The organism is Micrococcus sp. 140720015-1 (assembly GCF_053627595.1).
This window is the reverse complement of the sequence record NZ_JBSEYC010000004.1, coordinates 70,883-85,731: the sequence shown is the minus strand read 5'-3', so window position 1 is coordinate 85,731 and position 14,849 is coordinate 70,883. Positions and strand designations below refer to the sequence as shown.

The 14,849-nt window shown below is 73.7% G+C and carries 13 protein-coding genes; all 13 read right to left on the bottom strand.

What is annotated here, in order from left to right; translation table 11 throughout:
• Window positions 1-29: 29 nt before the first annotated feature.
• Window positions 30-3,626, bottom strand: a complete 3,597-nt coding sequence (gene dnaE / locus ACUXPL_RS07795) for a DNA polymerase III subunit alpha (RefSeq protein ID WP_454183054.1) — start codon at window positions 3,624-3,626, stop codon at window positions 30-32.
• A gap of 106 nt (window positions 3,627-3,732) precedes the next feature.
• Window positions 3,733-4,695 (bottom strand): RluA family pseudouridine synthase, encoded by a 963-nt coding sequence (locus ACUXPL_RS07790; protein ID WP_454183052.1) that lies wholly within the window; start codon window positions 4,693-4,695, stop codon window positions 3,733-3,735.
• A 4-nt stretch (window positions 4,696-4,699) separates the two neighbouring features.
• Window positions 4,700-5,170: a signal peptidase II gene (gene lspA, locus ACUXPL_RS07785; RefSeq protein ID WP_454183050.1), complete on the bottom strand. Its 471-nt coding sequence runs from the start codon at window positions 5,168-5,170 to the stop codon at window positions 4,700-4,702.
• Between the two features lie 56 nt (window positions 5,171-5,226).
• Window positions 5,227-5,826: a DivIVA domain-containing protein gene (locus ACUXPL_RS07780; protein WP_454183048.1), complete on the bottom strand. Its 600-nt coding sequence runs from the start codon at window positions 5,824-5,826 to the stop codon at window positions 5,227-5,229.
• Window positions 5,827-5,965: 139 nt separating this feature from the next.
• Complete coding sequence (locus ACUXPL_RS07775; RefSeq protein WP_010078509.1) at window positions 5,966-6,262, bottom strand: YggT family protein; 297 nt, start codon at window positions 6,260-6,262, stop codon at window positions 5,966-5,968.
• Between the two features lie 7 nt (window positions 6,263-6,269).
• The gene (sepF, locus tag ACUXPL_RS07770) at window positions 6,270-6,902 is read right to left on the bottom strand and encodes a cell division protein SepF (RefSeq protein WP_180535734.1); all 633 of its coding nucleotides are present in this window, start codon (window positions 6,900-6,902) and stop codon (window positions 6,270-6,272) included.
• Window positions 6,903-7,012: 110 nt separating this feature from the next.
• Window positions 7,013-7,801 (bottom strand): YggS family pyridoxal phosphate-dependent enzyme, encoded by a 789-nt coding sequence (locus ACUXPL_RS07765; protein ID WP_454183046.1) that lies wholly within the window; start codon window positions 7,799-7,801, stop codon window positions 7,013-7,015.
• Window positions 7,798-8,619: a polyphenol oxidase family protein gene (locus ACUXPL_RS07760; RefSeq protein ID WP_454183044.1), complete on the bottom strand. Its 822-nt coding sequence runs from the start codon at window positions 8,617-8,619 to the stop codon at window positions 7,798-7,800. Before ACUXPL_RS07760 ends, ACUXPL_RS07765 begins: the two co-directional genes overlap by 4 nt.
• Window positions 8,616-9,836 (bottom strand): cell division protein FtsZ, encoded by a 1,221-nt coding sequence (gene ftsZ, locus ACUXPL_RS07755; RefSeq protein WP_179288577.1) that lies wholly within the window; start codon window positions 9,834-9,836, stop codon window positions 8,616-8,618. The genes ACUXPL_RS07760 and ftsZ overlap by 4 nt, the downstream gene beginning before the upstream one ends.
• A gap of 318 nt (window positions 9,837-10,154) precedes the next feature.
• Window positions 10,155-10,940, bottom strand: a complete 786-nt coding sequence (locus ACUXPL_RS07750) for a cell division protein FtsQ/DivIB (protein ID WP_454183042.1) — start codon at window positions 10,938-10,940, stop codon at window positions 10,155-10,157.
• The gene (gene murC / locus ACUXPL_RS07745; protein WP_454183040.1) at window positions 10,937-12,424 is read right to left on the bottom strand and encodes a UDP-N-acetylmuramate--L-alanine ligase; all 1,488 of its coding nucleotides are present in this window, start codon (window positions 12,422-12,424) and stop codon (window positions 10,937-10,939) included. The genes ACUXPL_RS07750 and murC overlap by 4 nt, the downstream gene beginning before the upstream one ends.
• Window positions 12,421-13,551, bottom strand: a complete 1,131-nt coding sequence (murG, locus tag ACUXPL_RS07740; protein ID WP_454183038.1) for an undecaprenyldiphospho-muramoylpentapeptide beta-N-acetylglucosaminyltransferase — start codon at window positions 13,549-13,551, stop codon at window positions 12,421-12,423. Before murG ends, murC begins: the two co-directional genes overlap by 4 nt.
• Window positions 13,548-14,840 carry a putative lipid II flippase FtsW gene (gene ftsW / locus ACUXPL_RS07735; RefSeq protein WP_387100672.1) on the bottom strand — a complete coding sequence of 431 codons (1,293 nt, stop codon included), beginning with the start codon at window positions 14,838-14,840 and terminating at the stop codon, window positions 13,548-13,550. The genes murG and ftsW overlap by 4 nt, the downstream gene beginning before the upstream one ends.
• Window positions 14,841-14,849: the final 9 nt, after the last annotated feature.

The following is a 14,849-nucleotide window of genomic DNA, read 5'->3' as shown; positions in this document are numbered from 1 at the left end:
TGGGCGGGGCACTCCCATGCTACGTCCGCTCAGCCGAGGCAGGCCGGACCCAACAGGATCTTGAGGTCGCCGAACAGCGCCGGGTTCGGGCTCACCCGGAACTGCGGGCCCAGCTGGAACTCCTGCGTGTCACGCTGGCCCACCAGGGACAGCCGCACCTCCGAGGAGCCCTCGTGGGTGCGCAGCACGTCCGCCAGCTGGCCCATGACCTGCTCCGTGGCCTTGAACGCGGGCAGCGTGATCCGCACGGGGCCGCCGGGGCCGTCCGAGAGCTCCGGGATGGTCAGCTCCATCGCGGACAGGGACACCGACCCGTCGTCCCGGCGCTGCACCCTGCCCTTGACGGCGACGACGAGGTCCTCGGCCAGCATCATCGCGATGGGCGCATACACCTGGCCGAAGAACATGACGTCCATCGAGCCGCCGAGGTCCTCGATCTCGCAGCGCGCGTACGCGTTGCCCGAGGACTTGGCGATGCGACGCTCGAGCGTGGTGATCAGGCCCGCGATGGTGACGATCGCGCCGTCCGCGGGCCCGTCGTCGTCGAGGACCCGGGTGATCTGGACGTCGGCGTGCTGGGCCAGGACGCCGTCGAGGCCCTGCAGCGGATGGTCGGACACGTACAGGCCCAGCATCTCGCGCTCGAACGCGAGCTTCTCCTTCTTGGCCCACTCCGGCAGGTCCGGGACGGCGACGCCGTCCGCGGCGTCGGAGTCGTCCTCGTCGCCGCCGCCGAGCGCGAACAGGTCGAAGGTGAACTCGCCGTGATCCTCCTTGCGCTTCTGCGCCACGGTGGCGTCCACGGCCTCCTCGTGCACGGCCAGCAGGGCGCGGCGGGCGTAGCCGAGGGAGTCGAAGGCACCGGCCTTGATCATGGACTCGATGGTGCGCTTGTTGCACACCACGAGCGGCACCTTCGCCAGGAAGTCGCCGAAGCCCGTGTACGAGCCCTTGTCCTCGCGCCCCTGGACCATGCCCTTGACCACGTTGGCGCCCACGTTGCGGACGGCGCCCATGCCGAAGCGGATGTCCCGGCCGACGGGGGTGAAGGTCAGGTGGGACTCGTTCACGTCCGGGGGCAGCACGGTGATGCCCATGTGGCGGCACTCGTTGAGGTACATGGCCAGCTTGTCCTTGTCGTCGCCCACCGAGGTGAGCAGCGCCGCCATGTACTCCGCCGGGTAGTGCGCCTTGAGGTAGGCCGTCCAGTAGGAGACCAGGCCGTAGGCGGCCGAGTGCGCCTTGTTGAACGCGTAGTCCGAGAAGGGCAGCAGGATGTCCCACAGGGCCTTCACCGCGGCCTCCGAGTAGCCGCGGTCCAGCATGCCCTGGTGGAACGCCTCGTACTGCTTGTCCAGCTCCGACTTCTTCTTCTTGCCCATCGCCCGGCGCAGGATGTCGGCCTGGCCGAGCGAGTAGCCCGCCACCTTCTGGGCGATCGCCATGACCTGCTCCTGGTACACGATCAGGCCGTAGGTGGTGTCCAGGATCTCCCGCAGCGGCTCCTCCAGCTCCGGGTGGATCGGGGTGATCTCCTGCTGCCCGTTCTTGCGCAGCGCGTAGTTGGTGTGCGAGTTCGCGCCCATGGGGCCGGGGCGGTACAGGGCGATGGTCGCCGAGATGTCCTCGAAGTTGTCCGGGCGCATCATCTTCAGCAGCGAGCGCATGGGGCCGCCGTCGAGCTGGAACACGCCGAGGGTGTCGCCGCGGGCCAGCAGCTCGTAGGCCGCCGGGTCGTCCACGTCGAGGGTCTCCAGGTCCAGGTCCACGCCCTGGTTCGCCTTCACGTTCTCGAGCGCGTCCGAGATGATCGTGAGGTTGCGCAGCCCCAGGAAGTCCATCTTGATCAGGCCCAGGGACTCCGCCATCGGGTAGTCGAACTGGGTGATGACCTGGCCGTCCTGCAGGCGGCGCATGATCGGGATGACGTCGATCACCGGCGCCGAGGACATGATCACGCCGGCCGCGTGCACGCCCCACTGCCGCTTCAGGCCCTCGAGGCCCTTGGCGGTCTCGAAGACCTCCTTCGCCACCGGGTCCGTCGCGATCAGCTCGCGGAAGGGCGCGGCCTCCCCGTAGCGCGGGGCCGCGGGGTCCTCGATGTCCTTGAGCGGGATGTCCTTGGCCATCACCGCCGGCGGCAGCGCCTTGGTGAGGGACTCGCCCATCGAGAAGGGCTGGTCCATCACGCGGGCCGAGTCCTTCAGGGCCTGCTTGGTCTTGATGGTGCCGTACGTGACGATCATGGTGACGCGCTCGTCGCCGTACTTGCGGGTGACGTAGTCGATCACCTCGGAGCGACGGCGGTCGTCGAAGTCGACGTCGAAGTCGGGCATGGACACACGGTCCGGGTTGAGGAACCGCTCGAAGATCAGCCCGTGCTTGAGCGGGTCCAGGTCCGTGATGCGCAGCGCGTACGCCACCATCGATCCGGCGCCCGAGCCACGGCCCGGGCCCACCCGGATGCCGTTCTCCTTGGCCCAGTTGATGAAGTCGGCCACGACGAGGAAGTACCCGGGGAAGCCCATCGAGATGATGACGTCCAGCTCGTAGTCCGCCTGCTTGCGCACGTGGTCCGGCACGCCGTCCGGGTAGCGGTAGGCCAGACCGGAGGCGACCTCCTTGATGAGCCAGCTGGTCTCGTCCTCGCCCTCCGGCGTGGGGAAGACCGGCATGTAGTTGGCCTTCGTGTCGAACTCGACCTCGCACCGCTCGGCGATGAGCAGCGTGTTGTCGCAGGCCTCGGGCAGCTCCGCGAATAGCTCGCGCATCTGCCGCGGGGACTTCAGGTAGTACTCGGTGCCGGAGAACGCGAAGCGGGAGCCGCCCTGGTCGTAGCTGGGCTCGTTGAGCTTCGAGCCCGACTGCAGGGCCAGCAGCGCCTCGTGCGCCTTGGCGTCGTGCTCGTGGGTGTAGTGCAGGTCGTTCGTGGCCACGAACGGCAGGCCCAGGTCCTTGGCGAGCCGGCGCAGGTCCGTCATCACCCGGCGCTCGATGTCGAGGCCGTGGTGCATGATCTCGCAGTAGTAGTTGTCCTTGCCGAAGATGTCCCGGAAGTCCGAGGCCGCCTGCATCGCCTCCCGGTACTGGCCCAGGCGCAGGCGCGTCTGCACCTCGCCGGAGGGGCAGCCCGTGGTGGCGATCAGGCCCTTCGAGTACTGGCTCAGCAGCTCCCGGTCCAGCCGCGGCCACTTGGCGTACACCGAGTCCAGCGAGGCGATCGAGCCCATCCGGAACAGGTTGTGCATCCCCTCGGTGGTCTCGCTCAGCAGCGTCATGTGCGTGTACGCACCGCCGCCGGACACGTCGTCCCCCCGCTGGTGGGGCTCGCCCCAGCGGGTCTTCTCCTTGTCCGTGCGGTGCTGCTGCCCGGGGGCCACGTAGGCCTCGAGCCCGATGATCGGCTTGACGCCCGCCGCCTTCGCCTTGGACCAGAAGTCGTAGGCGCCGAAGAGGTAGCCGTGGTCCGTGATGGCCAGCGAGTCCATGCCCAGCCGCTGGGCCTCGGCGAACAGGTCGTCCAGCTTCGCGGCGCCGTCGAGCATGGAGTACTCGGTGTGCGTGTGCAGGTGGACGAATCCGCCGTCCTTCACGGCGTCGGAGCGGGCGTCGGCGGACACGGTCATGCGGGGTGGGCCTTTCGACGGGGAGGACGGCGGGGCCGCACCAGCCTACTCGTGGTGCCCGGGCGGCGGGGCCGGACCGGGACGGGGGTCACGTCGACGGCGCCGGTCAGTCCTCGTCGCCGCGCAGCGCCGCCAGGGCGTGGGCGAGGTCGTCCGGATACGGGGAGGTGATCGTCACCGGCTCCCCCGTGACCGGGTGCGGGAACGCCAGCCGGTGGGCGTGCAGCCACTGGCGGGTCAGCCCGAGCTCGGCCGCCAGGCGCGGATCCGCCCCGTACGTGAGGTCGCCGACGCACGGGTGGCGCAGCGCCGAGGTGTGCACGCGGATCTGGTGGGTGCGCCCGGTCTCCAGGTGGACCTCGAGCAGGGTGGCCCGGCCGAACACCTCGAGCGTCTCGTAGTGGGTCACGGACGGCCGGCCGTCGTCGAGCACCGCGAACTTCCAGTGGTGGCCGGGATGCCGCCCGATGGGCGCGTCCACGGTGCCGCTGAGCGGATCCGGGATGCCCTGGACCACGGCGTGGTAGACCTTCTCCGGCACGCGCTCGCGGAACTGGTCCTTCATGGCCGTGTAGGCGCGCTCGGTCTTGGCCACGACCATGACCCCGGTGGTGCCGACGTCGAGCCGATGCACGATCCCCTGCCGCTCGGGGGCGCCCGAGGTGGTGATGTCGTGGCCGAGGGCGGCCAGGGCACCCACCACGGTGGGCCCGACCCAGCCCGGCGAGGGGTGCGCGGCCACGCCGGTGGGCTTGTCCACGGCCACCAGGTCCTCGTCCTCGTACAGGATGCTCAGCGCGTCCACGCGCTCTGCCCTCACTTCCAGGGGGTCGGGGTCGTCGGGGACGTCGACGGCGAGGGTCTCCCCCGCCACGGCCTTCGCGGACTTGGCCAGGACGCGGTCCCGGCGGCCGGAGCGCGACTCGGCCCGCACCAGGCCCCGAGAGAACCAGTCCGCCAGCAGCGAGCGGGAGACGCCGAACGCGTCCGCGAGCACCGCGTCGACCCGCCGGCCCGCCTCGGCCTCGGTGACCTCGAGCCGCTCGGTCAGTCCCGGTCTCATGCCCATGTCCTCACGCCTCCCGTGTGCCGTCCAGGCGGCGGCCGGTCATCACGAGCAGGGCGACGCCGATGACGGAGCAGACGATGAACGAGTCCGCCACGTTGAAGATCGCGAAGTGCGGCACGGAGATCATGTCGACCACGTGGCCGCGCCCGAACGCCGGGGGCCGGAACAGCCGGTCCGTGAGGTTGCCGAGCACGCCGCCGGCGAGCCCGCCCAGCGCCAGGGCCCACGGCGTCGAGCGCACGCGGGCGATCCCGACGAGGGCGGCCACCGCCACCGCGGCTTGGATGACGGTGAACACCCAGGTGTGGTCCTCGCCGATGGAGAAGGCCGCGCCCGGGTTCAGGATGTAGTGCCAGCGCAGCACCCCGGGGATCACCGCGACGGAGTCCCCCAGCTGCATCGTGCTCTCGACCGCGTACTTGGTCAGCTGGTCGAGGGCGTAGGCCAGCACCGCCACGATGAGGGCGGTGAGCACGGCTCGCCGGCCCGCGCGAGGGGATCGCGGGGCCGGCGCGGCGTCGACGGCACGACTCACGCCGTGGGTGCGGGGGGCTCGACGCGCTTCTGGGCGCGGATCTCCCGCAGCTGGCCCTCGATGTAGGAGGTGAGGCGGCTGCGGTAGTCGGTCTCGAAGCTGCGCAGCTGTTCGACCTCGCCCTCCAGGCCGGCCTTCTCCTCGGCCAGGGCCTCGAGGGTGCGGGCCTTCTGCTCCTCGGCGTCGCTGACGAGCCGGGCCGCGGTGGCCTCGGCCTCGGCGACGAGCTCGGTGCTGCGCTGCTCGCCCGCGGCGACGTGCTCGTCGTGCAGCCGCTGCGCCATGGCCAGGACGCCGGCGGCGGAGGTCGCGGCCGCGTCGGCGGACTCGGGGGCGGCGGCCGGGGCCGACTCCTCGGCGGGGGCCGGCGTCGCGACGGCCTCCGGGGTGTCCGCAGCGGGGGCGGCGGCCGGGGCCGCGCCGCCGGCGCGCAGCTCCGCGTTCTCGGACTCGAGCTGCTCGTTGAGGGCGATCAGGCGCTTGAACTCCGCCACGATCTCGTCGAGGAAGTCATCCACCTCGGTCTGGTCGTAGCCCTCGCGGAACTTCGTGGGCTGGAACTGCTTGTTGACCACGTCTTCCCAGGACAGCGCCATGGAACCGTCTCACTCTCTGCTCGGTGCTCGGGGACGGCCGGGCGGCCCGGCGCGTCGACGGCCGGCGCGCCGGTGAGGGGCGGCGCCGATCCTGCCGCGAAGACTACCACCGGGGCGGGGAACCGCCCCGGGCCGCGGGTCAGGCCACGCCGGCCAGGCTGAGCACCAGGACCCGCAGCAGGACGACGCCGAGGAACACGATGAGGAAGGCCACGTCCAGGCCGATGCCGCCCAGGTTCACCGGCGGCACGGCACGACGCACGGGGCGCAGCAACGGATCGGTGGCCCCGTACACGCCGCTGGCCAGCACGAGGGCCGCCCCGGTGGGGCGCCAGTGGCGGGCGAACGACTGGGTGACGTCCAGGACGATCCGCACGGTCAGCGCCGCGAGCACCACCGTCAGGGCGATGTAGGCGAGGGCGAGGAGCAGCTGCATGGGCGCCTCAGTCGCCGTCGAACGGGGAGTCGGCCTCGCCGGACTCGCCCTGCTCGGCGCCGACGACGTCCACGGTGGCCGGGGTCAGCAGGAACACCTTGCTGGTGATGCGGGAGATCGAGCCGTGCAGGCCGAAGACGAGGCCGGCCGCGAAGTCCACGAGACGCTTGGCCTCGTTCTCGCCGAGGTCGGTCACGTTCATGATCACGGGGACGCCCGAGCGGAAGGCCTCGCCGATCGCCTTCGCGTCGTTGTAGGAGCGGGGGTGGACGGTGGACAGGGTGTGCACGGAGGCTCCTTCGGCAGACGACGCTGCGGCTCGCTTGATGGGGGTCACCGGGGCCCGGTAGCCCGGGTCGACCGGCTCGGGACGCGCCGGACGCCGGGGTTCGACGGGATCGGCCGCGGTGGAGCCGGACGGGGTCACGGGCTCCGGCCGCTCGGCCGGCTCGGGATCGCGGACCGCAGCCGGGCGGACGGCCTCCATGTGGGGGTCGGTGTCCGGCTCCGCGGGGCGGCGCGCCTCGACGACCTCGTGCCGGGGCGCGGGCTCCCGCTCGGCGGCACGCGGCTGCTCGTCGTACTCGTCGCCGTCGGCCAGGCCGAGGTAGATCATCGTCTTCTTCAGGGCACCAGCCATGAGTCTTCCTTCACCACGTCCTCCGGCCCCGGGGGCCGCCGTCGTTCGTCGTCGGTGCGCGTGCGTCCGCACGGTCCTGTCGCGTCCCGCCGGGACGCGCGGGGTCAACGTTAGCCCACCGCGTCCCGGGCCCCCAGAACGTCGGAGCCGATGCGCACCTGTGTCGCCCCGGCGCGCACGGCCGCCTCGAGGTCCGCGCTCATGCCCATGGACAGGGCGGTGGCCTCCGGATGCGTCTGCCGCAGGCGCGCGCCGAGAGCGGCGAGGCTGCGGAACGCCTCCTCCGGGTCCAGGCCGCGCGGTGCGACGCACATCAGCCCGCCCAGCCGCAGGCCCGGCAGGCCGGCGACGACGGCCGCGAGGGCGGGGACGTCCTGGGGGCGGGCGCCGCCGCGCGGGCCGATCCCCTCGGGACGGTCCTCGTCGGCGCGGTCGTCGACGTCCACCTGCACGAGGCACTCCAGGTCGGGGATCGCGGCCTCGGGCTCGCGCTCGCGCCGCAGCACGAGCGCCCGCGACAGAGCCTCGGCCAGTTCGGGTCGGTCCACCGACTCCACCACGGACGCGTAGCGCACGACGTACTTGGCCTTGTTGGTCTGCAGCTGGCCCACGAAGTGCCAGCGCGGGGCGTCCGCCCCCAGGGCCGCGGCGACGGCCTCGGCCTTGGGCCGGGCCTCCTGGTCCCGGTTCTCCCCCACGTCGGTCACGTCGAGCGCGGCGAGGCGCACGACGTCCTCGGCGGGGTGGGTCTTGGTCACGACGACGAGCGCGGGCTCCGCCTCGCGCTCGGCGTCCCGCGCGGCGTCGGCGATGCGGGCGCGCACCGCGGCGAGCGCGTCGGCGATCTCCCGGGCACGGGGGTCCGTCGGGGTCGGCCCGGCGGTGGCGGGGGCGGTCATGCGTCTCCTCTCGGGGCGGTGGCGTCGGGGTTGGCGCGCCAGACGAGGCCGGCGAACCGGCCCTCACCGGGCGCCCGACGGTGTGAGAACAGGCGCTCGTCCTCCCGCGTGCACACGTCGATCGTCGCGGTGGCCACCCCGCGGGCACGGAGGACCTCCGCGGCGCCGGCGGGCAGGTCGAGGGCGGGGGTGCCCCAGGACGTGGTGGCCGCGGTCGCCGGGAGGCGGGCGGCGGCGTCGGCGCGCATGGTCGCGGGCACCTCATAGCAGCGGCCGCACACGCCGGGGCCGATCCAGGCGCGCAGGCCGGGACCGGTCCGGTCGGCCTCCGGGCGCAGGGAGAGCAGCCGATCGACGGTCGCCTCCAGGACTCCGTCCAGCAGCCCGCGTCGCCCGGCGTGGGCCACGGCGGTCGCGCCGGTCGTCTCGTCGACGACGACCACGGGGAGACAGTCGGCCACCATGACGGCCAGCGGCCGGGACCCGTCGCGGCTCACGGCGGCGTCGGCCACGGGGGACGGGGCACCGCCGCGCCCGGGCCCGTCCGCCCACACGACGTCGGCCGAGTGCACCTGGTCCAGATAGAGGGTGGCGCCCTCGGGGACCCCCATCACGCGCTCCAGGTCGCGACGGGCGGCGCTGACACGAGCGAGCCCCTCGGCCTCGTCCGGCGGGACCACGTGCAGCGCGAGGTTGCCGGCGGCCACGGACGTCCAGGCCACGTGCACGGCGCCCGTCGCGGTGCGGACGGTCTCGCGGTGCACGAAGGGGCCGGCGGGGACCCGTGCGGTCCCGGCCGGCCCCTCCGCGGCCGTCACTTGAGGAAGTCCGGGACGTCCAGGTCCGAAGACCCGGCGCCGAGGTCCGGCTCCACCACGGTGGGCAGGTCCTGCTGGCGGCGCGGCTGCTGCTCCTGCGGGGCCAGCGGCACGGTGCCGCGCACGGCGGGGCGCTCGGCCTGCTGCGGCTGGGCCGGGGCGGCCGGCTGCGGCTGCGCGGGGACGGGCTGCGGCTGGGCGGGGGCCGCGGCCCGCTGCGGGGCCGCCTGCTGCTGCGCGGCCTGCGGGGCGGCCGGGGCGGAGGTGACGTCCACCTTGTCGAAGCCCGCGGCGATCACGGTCACGCGCACCTCGTCGCCGAGGGCGTCGTCGATGACCGCGCCGAAGATGATGTTGGCCTCCGGGTGGGCGACCTCCTGGACCAGGCGCGCGGCCTCGTTGATCTCGAAGAGGCCGAGGTCGGAGCCGCCCTGGATGGAGAGCAGCACGCCGTACGCGCCGTCGATGGAGGCCTCGAGCAGCGGCGAGGCGATCGCCAGCTCGGCCGCCTTGACGGCGCGGTCCTCGCCCTGAGCGTGGCCGATGCCCATGAGCGCGGAGCCCGCGCCCTGCATCACGGACTTCACGTCCGCGAAGTCGAGGTTGATCAGGCCCGGGGTGGTGATCAGGTCGGTGATGCCCTGGACGCCGGAGAGGAGCACCTGGTCCGCCTGACGGAAGGCGTCCATGACCGAGACGTTGCGGTCCGAGATGGACAGCAGGCGGTCGTTCGGGATCACGATGAGGGTATCGACCTCGTCCCGCAGGGCGTCGATGCCCGCCTCGGCGGAGCCGGCGCGACGGCGGCCCTCGAACGTGAACGGACGGGTCACGACGCCGATGGTCAGGGCGCCGAGCGAGCGCGCGATGCGGGCCACGACGGGCGCTCCGCCGGTGCCGGTGCCGCCGCCCTCGCCCGCGGTCACGAACACCATGTCCGCGCCCCGCAGGACCTCCTCGATCTCCTCCGCGTGGTCCTCGGCGGCCTGGCGGCCGACCTCGGGGTTCGCGCCCGCGCCGAGTCCACGGGTGAGCTCGCGGCCCACGTCCAGCTTCACGTCAGCGTCCGACATCAGCAGCGCCTGGGCGTCCGTGTTGATGGCGATGAACTCCACGCCGCGGAGCCCCACCTCGATCATGCGGTTCACGGCGTTCACGCCGCCGCCGCCGATGCCGACGACCTTGATGACGGCCAGGTAGTTCTGGGGTGCAGCCACGGTGTTGGTTCCCTTTGTTCGAGATCTCGAGAGGTCAGCGCGAGGCGCATCGACCCCGGTGATCGGCGGCCACCCGGGGTGGACACCTTCAAGCACAGCGTGAAGCGAGCCTCGCGCGCGTTCGGGTCCACCGTACTGGGAGGCCCGCGTCACGTGCAAAAGAAAACGGCGCGTCCACGCGGAAAAGACGGCCTCGACATCAACTTTCACGTGAGACTCGAAGGACCAGCCGCCGCGGTGAGGATACCCCGACTCGCACGAGGCCCCGCGCCCCGACCTTCACCTTCACGTTCTACTGGAGACTCCTGTGGCCCCGGTTCAGCGCGTGATCGGCCGCGTGGGCACGGAGACGTCGATCTCGGCGACGCCGCCCGCCGCGGATCCGTGCCGCTCGTCCGCCAGGAACGCCTCGGCCACGGACCCCTTGAGGCCGGCGTCCTGCGCGTCGCCCCAGACCAGGGTCACCCCGCCCTCGAGCGCCAGACGGACCTGGCCCGGGCCCCGGGAGTCCGCGGTCTCGACACGATCGGCCACGGACTCCGGCAGCGCGGCCAGCACCTCGGCCACCTCGGCGCGCTCCTCCTGCGCCCGGTGCGCCAGCTCCTCCGAGAACGCGGGGAGGTCCTCCCCCTCGAGCCGCTCCTCCGGCACTCCCGTCAGGACGGTGCCGTCCGCGAGCAGCAGCTGCACGCCGTCGTCGCCGCCCCGCCGGGCCCGCGCCTCGTGCTCCCGGACCACGACCTCCAGGCCGGTGGGCAGGCGGGGCACGGTCTGGACCTCGGCCACCCCGGGCAGGTCGCCGACCAGCTCGCGCACGCGGCCGGCGCCGACGCGGGACAGCGGCACGCCGGACACGGGCTCCAGGCGCTCCTGGACGTCGGTGGCGGAGACATGGCGGGTGCCGGTGACCTCGACGCGGTCCACCGCGAGCACGGGCGAGAAGAACACGACCCACCCCAGGGCGCCCAGCACCGCGAGCACCGCGGCCGCCCCACCCCAGCGCACGGCGCGGCGCCGGCGCGCGGTGCGGCCCGGGAACCGGACGACGGTGGAGGCGTCGGCCCCGGCCGGTGCGACCGGCGGCGTCCCGTGGCCGCGTCTCACGGGTGGGCGACGCCGAGCGCCGCGTCCCGGCCGAGCTCGGCGAGCAGGTCCGGGCCCAGGGCGGTCACGTCCCCCGCACCCATCGTCAGGACGACGTCGCCGGTCTCGGCGCCGGCCGCGAGCGAGCGCACCGCCTCGGCGCGGTCCTCGGCGACGACACGGTCCTCGGCGGCACCCGTGGTGAGGCGGGAGGCGATGAGGGACGAGTCGACGCCGGGCATCGGCTCCTCCCGGGCCGCGTACACGGGCAGCACGCGCACCACGTCCGCCCCGGAGAGGGCGGCGGCGAACTCGGCGGCGAAGTCCCGGGTGCGGGAGAACAGGTGGGGCTGGAACAGGACGTGCACGCGGGCGTCGCCGGCCACGGCACGGCCGGCGGAGACCGCGGCGGCCACCTCCGTGGGATGGTGCGCGTAGTCGTCGAAGACCCGCACGCCGCGTGCGGCGCCGCGGAACTCGAAGCGGCGGGCCGTGCCCCGGAAGGCCTCGACGCCCCGCACGGCGGCCTCGAAGGCCATGCCCGCCCGGACGGCGGCCAGGACCACGGCGGCGGCGTTCAGCGCGTTGTGCCGGCCGGGCACCTGCAGGTGCAGTGTGCGCTCCGGGCCGTCCGCCATCCGGAGCGTGGCGCGCTGGCCCACTCCGGTCTCGCCCGGCTCCACCGTGAGGCCGGTGACCAGCAGGTCCGGCGCCACGCCGTCGCGGGTCGCCGTGCCGTAGGTCACGACGTCGGCGGCCGCGTTGTCCCGGGCCCACGCGGCCAGGTCCGCCGCGCCGGCGTCGTCGAGGCAGGCCACGAGGACCCCGCCCTCCGCGGCGGCCGGCAGCCCGCCCGCGAAGTCCCGGAAGACCTGGTGCACCGCCTCCTCGGTCCCGTAGTGGTCCAGGTGGTCGGCTTCCACGGTCGTGACGATCCCGATCGTGCTCGGGTAGTTCACCAGGGTGCCGTCGGACTCGTCGGCCTCCGCGATGAACCACTCGCCCCGGCCCGCCCGGGCGTTGGTGCCGAGCCCGGCGACGGCGGCGCCGACGGCGAACGTGGGGTCCCAGCCGGCGTCGGAGAAGGCCATGGCGGCCATGGACGACGTGGTGGTCTTCCCGTGCGTGCCGGCGACGGCCAGCACCCGGTGGCCGCGCATGGCCAGGGCGAGGCCCTCGGAACGGTGCAGCACGCGCAGTCCGCGCGCCACGGCGGCGTCGTGCTCCGGGTTGCCCGGCCCGGCGATCGAGGAGGCGATCACCGTGGTGACGTCCCGGCCGAGGTGCTCGGCGTCGTAGCCGACCGTGATCCGGGCGCCGCCCGCGGCGAGCTCGCGCATCACGGGCAGGTCCTTCGCGTCGGAGCCGGACACCGCGACGCCCTGCTCCTGGAGGATGCGGGCGACCCCCGACACGCCGACGCCGCCGATCCCCAGCAGGTGCACGCGGCCCAGGTCGGCGAAGCGGCCCTCGGCCGCGGGACGGGTGCTCTCGTCGCGGCTCATCGCCGGGCTCCTTCCTGGGCGGCCGACCGCACGAGGCCGGCCATGGTGACGTCCGCGTCCCGGACGCCGAAGCGGGCGGCCGCCTCCCCCATGCGCGCCAGACGCTCGGGGTCGGTCGCCAGCGGGATCAGCTGACGCTGCACCCACGCGCGCCCGAAGGCGTCGTCGCGGACGAGCAGCGCGCCCTCCGCCTCCACCACGGGGCGGGCGTTGAGCGCCTGCTCGCCGTTGCCGATGGGCAGGGGGACGTAGACGGCGGGCAGGCCGACCGCGGACACCTCGCAGACCGTGCCGGCGCCCGAGCGGGCGACGATCAGGTCGGCGGCGGCGTAGGCCTGCTCCATGCCCGCCAGGTACTCCCGCTGGACGTAGCCGTCCCGGACCAGGAGGCTGCCGTCGTCCTCGGTGAGGGCCTTGTCCCGCCCGGTCAGGTGGAAGACCTGCAGACCGGCGTCGAGGAGATCGCCCAGCGCGGCGCGCACGGTGCGGTTCACGGCCAGCGCGCCCGAGCTGCCGCCGGTCACCACGACGGTGGTCCGGTCCGGGTCGAGGCCGAGGGCCTCACGGGCGGCACGGCGGGCGACCGCCCGGTCCAGGCCGGAGATCTCGGGGCGCATCGGCATGCCCACCCAGCGGGCGCCGCGGAGGCGGGTGTCCGGCAGGGCGGTGCCGACGTGCGTGGCCCGCAGGGCGCCGATGCGGTTGGCCAGGCCGGGGCGGGCGTTGGCCTCGTGGACCACCACGGGCACACCGGCCCGGAAGGCGGCGAGGTACACGGGGGTGGCGACGTAGCCGCCCACGCCCACGACGACGTCGGCGCGCCGGTCCCGCAGGATCCGGGCCGCCGTGGCGACCGCGGCGCGCATGCGGGCCGGGAAGCGGACGACGTCCATCGACGGGCGGCGCGGCATCGGGACCCGGTCGATCAGGTCGAGCTCGTAGCCCGCCTCGGGGACGAGACGCGTCTCCATGCCGGAGGCGGTGCCGACCATGGTGCACTCGACGGGACCGCCGCCGTCGCTCTCCAGGGCGCGGGCGATCGCGAGCATCGGGGAGATGTGGCCGGCGGTGCCGCCGCCGGCCAGCACCACCCGCAGGGGTCCGGAGGGATGAGGGGTCTGCGTCATCGGGGCTCCTGGAGGGCGGGGGTGGGGATCACGGGGAGGGGGTCGGTGTCCGGCTCGTCCGCCTGCGGGCGGGCGTCCGGCTGCGCGGCACGGCGGCGCTCGTGGCGGGCGAAGGCCAGCACGATGCCGACCGCGCTCAAGGACAGGGTGAGCGCGGAACCACCATAGGAGATGAAGGGCAGCGGGACGCCCACCACGGGGATGATCCCGGAGACCATCGCGATGTTGACGGACGCCTGACCCACCAGCCAGGCCAGGATCCCCCACGTGGACAGGCGGATGAACGTGGACGTGGTCCCGGCGGCGACGCGGTAGATGCCGATCGCCAGGCCGAGGTAGGCCAGCAGCACCACCAGCGTGCCCACGAGCCCGAGCTCCTCGCCGAGGATGGTGAAGATGAAGTCGTTCTCGGCCTCCGGGATGTAGCTCCACTTCTGGCGGGACTGGCCGAGGCCGGCGCCCCACCAGCCGCCCGAGGCCAGGGCGTACATCCCGTGCGCCGGCTGGAAGCAGGGGTCGGTGGCGTCGGAGCAGTCCCCCATCCAGGCCTGCACCCGGACCATGCGGTGCGGGGCGAGGAGGGTCAGGGCCAGGATGCCCACCACGCTCAGCGCCAGGAAGGTGAGGAAGACCCCCCAGTGGGTGCCGGCCACGTACAGCACCGTGGCCAGCACGAGCGCGAGGATGATCGCGGTCCCGAGGTCGCTGCCCGCCATCACCAGGCCTAGCAGCAGCAGGCCGCCGGGCAGCACCGGGATCAGCGCGTGCCGCACCTGGGTGACGAGGCGGTGCTTGCGCTCCAGGACCGCCGCCGCCCACAGGGCCAGGGCGAGCTTGGCGGCCTCGGAGGGCTGCATCCGGAACCCGCCGATGCCCAGCCAGTTGCGATTGCCGCCCACGGTGACGCCGAGCGGGGAGAACGCGACCAGCGCGAGCAGGATCACGGCCACGCCGAACGCCGGCCAGGCGATCGCCTTGAAGACGCGCACCGGCAGGCGCGAGAACACGAGCAGGGCCGCCACGCCCGCCACCGCCCAGGCGGTCTGGCGCAGGAACAGGGCGTACGAGCCGCCGCCGGTGCCGATCGCCTCGACGGAGGACGAGGAGAGCACCATCACGAGGCCCAGCACGGTGAGCAGGGCGGTGCAGCCGCTGATGAGCAGGACCGACAAGTCGAGGGCGCGGCGGCCCTCGAGGACCCGCCACATCCGGCGCAGCAGCCGCTCCCGGTGTTCGGGGGCGTCGTCGTCCGCGCGGGGGCGGACCGGGCGGAGCTCGATCGGGGACATGGCCCTCCT

What these genes read in the sequence shown, in the direction of transcription:
- ftsW (WP_387100672.1), bottom strand. Translation starts at nt 14,840, where the DNA reads ATGTCCCCGATCGAGCTCCGCCCGGTCCGCCCCCGCGCGGACGACGAC.
- murG (WP_454183038.1), bottom strand. Translation starts at nt 13,551, where the DNA reads ATGACGCAGACCCCTCATCCCTCCGGACCCCTGCGGGTGGTGCTGGCC.
- murC (WP_454183040.1), bottom strand. Translation starts at nt 12,424, where the DNA reads ATGAGCCGCGACGAGAGCACCCGTCCCGCGGCCGAGGGCCGCTTCGCC.
- ACUXPL_RS07765 (WP_454183046.1), bottom strand. Translation starts at nt 7,801, where the DNA reads ATGACCGCCCCCGCCACCGCCGGGCCGACCCCGACGGACCCCCGTGCC.
- dnaE (WP_454183054.1), bottom strand. Translation starts at nt 3,626, where the DNA reads ATGACCGTGTCCGCCGACGCCCGCTCCGACGCCGTGAAGGACGGCGGA.
- ACUXPL_RS07780 (WP_454183048.1), bottom strand. Translation starts at nt 5,826, where the DNA reads ATGGCGCTGTCCTGGGAAGACGTGGTCAACAAGCAGTTCCAGCCCACG.
- ACUXPL_RS07790 (WP_454183052.1), bottom strand. Translation starts at nt 4,695, where the DNA reads ATGGGCATGAGACCGGGACTGACCGAGCGGCTCGAGGTCACCGAGGCC.
- sepF (WP_180535734.1), bottom strand. Translation starts at nt 6,902, where the DNA reads ATGGCTGGTGCCCTGAAGAAGACGATGATCTACCTCGGCCTGGCCGAC.
- ACUXPL_RS07775 (WP_010078509.1), bottom strand. Translation starts at nt 6,262, where the DNA reads ATGCAGCTGCTCCTCGCCCTCGCCTACATCGCCCTGACGGTGGTGCTC.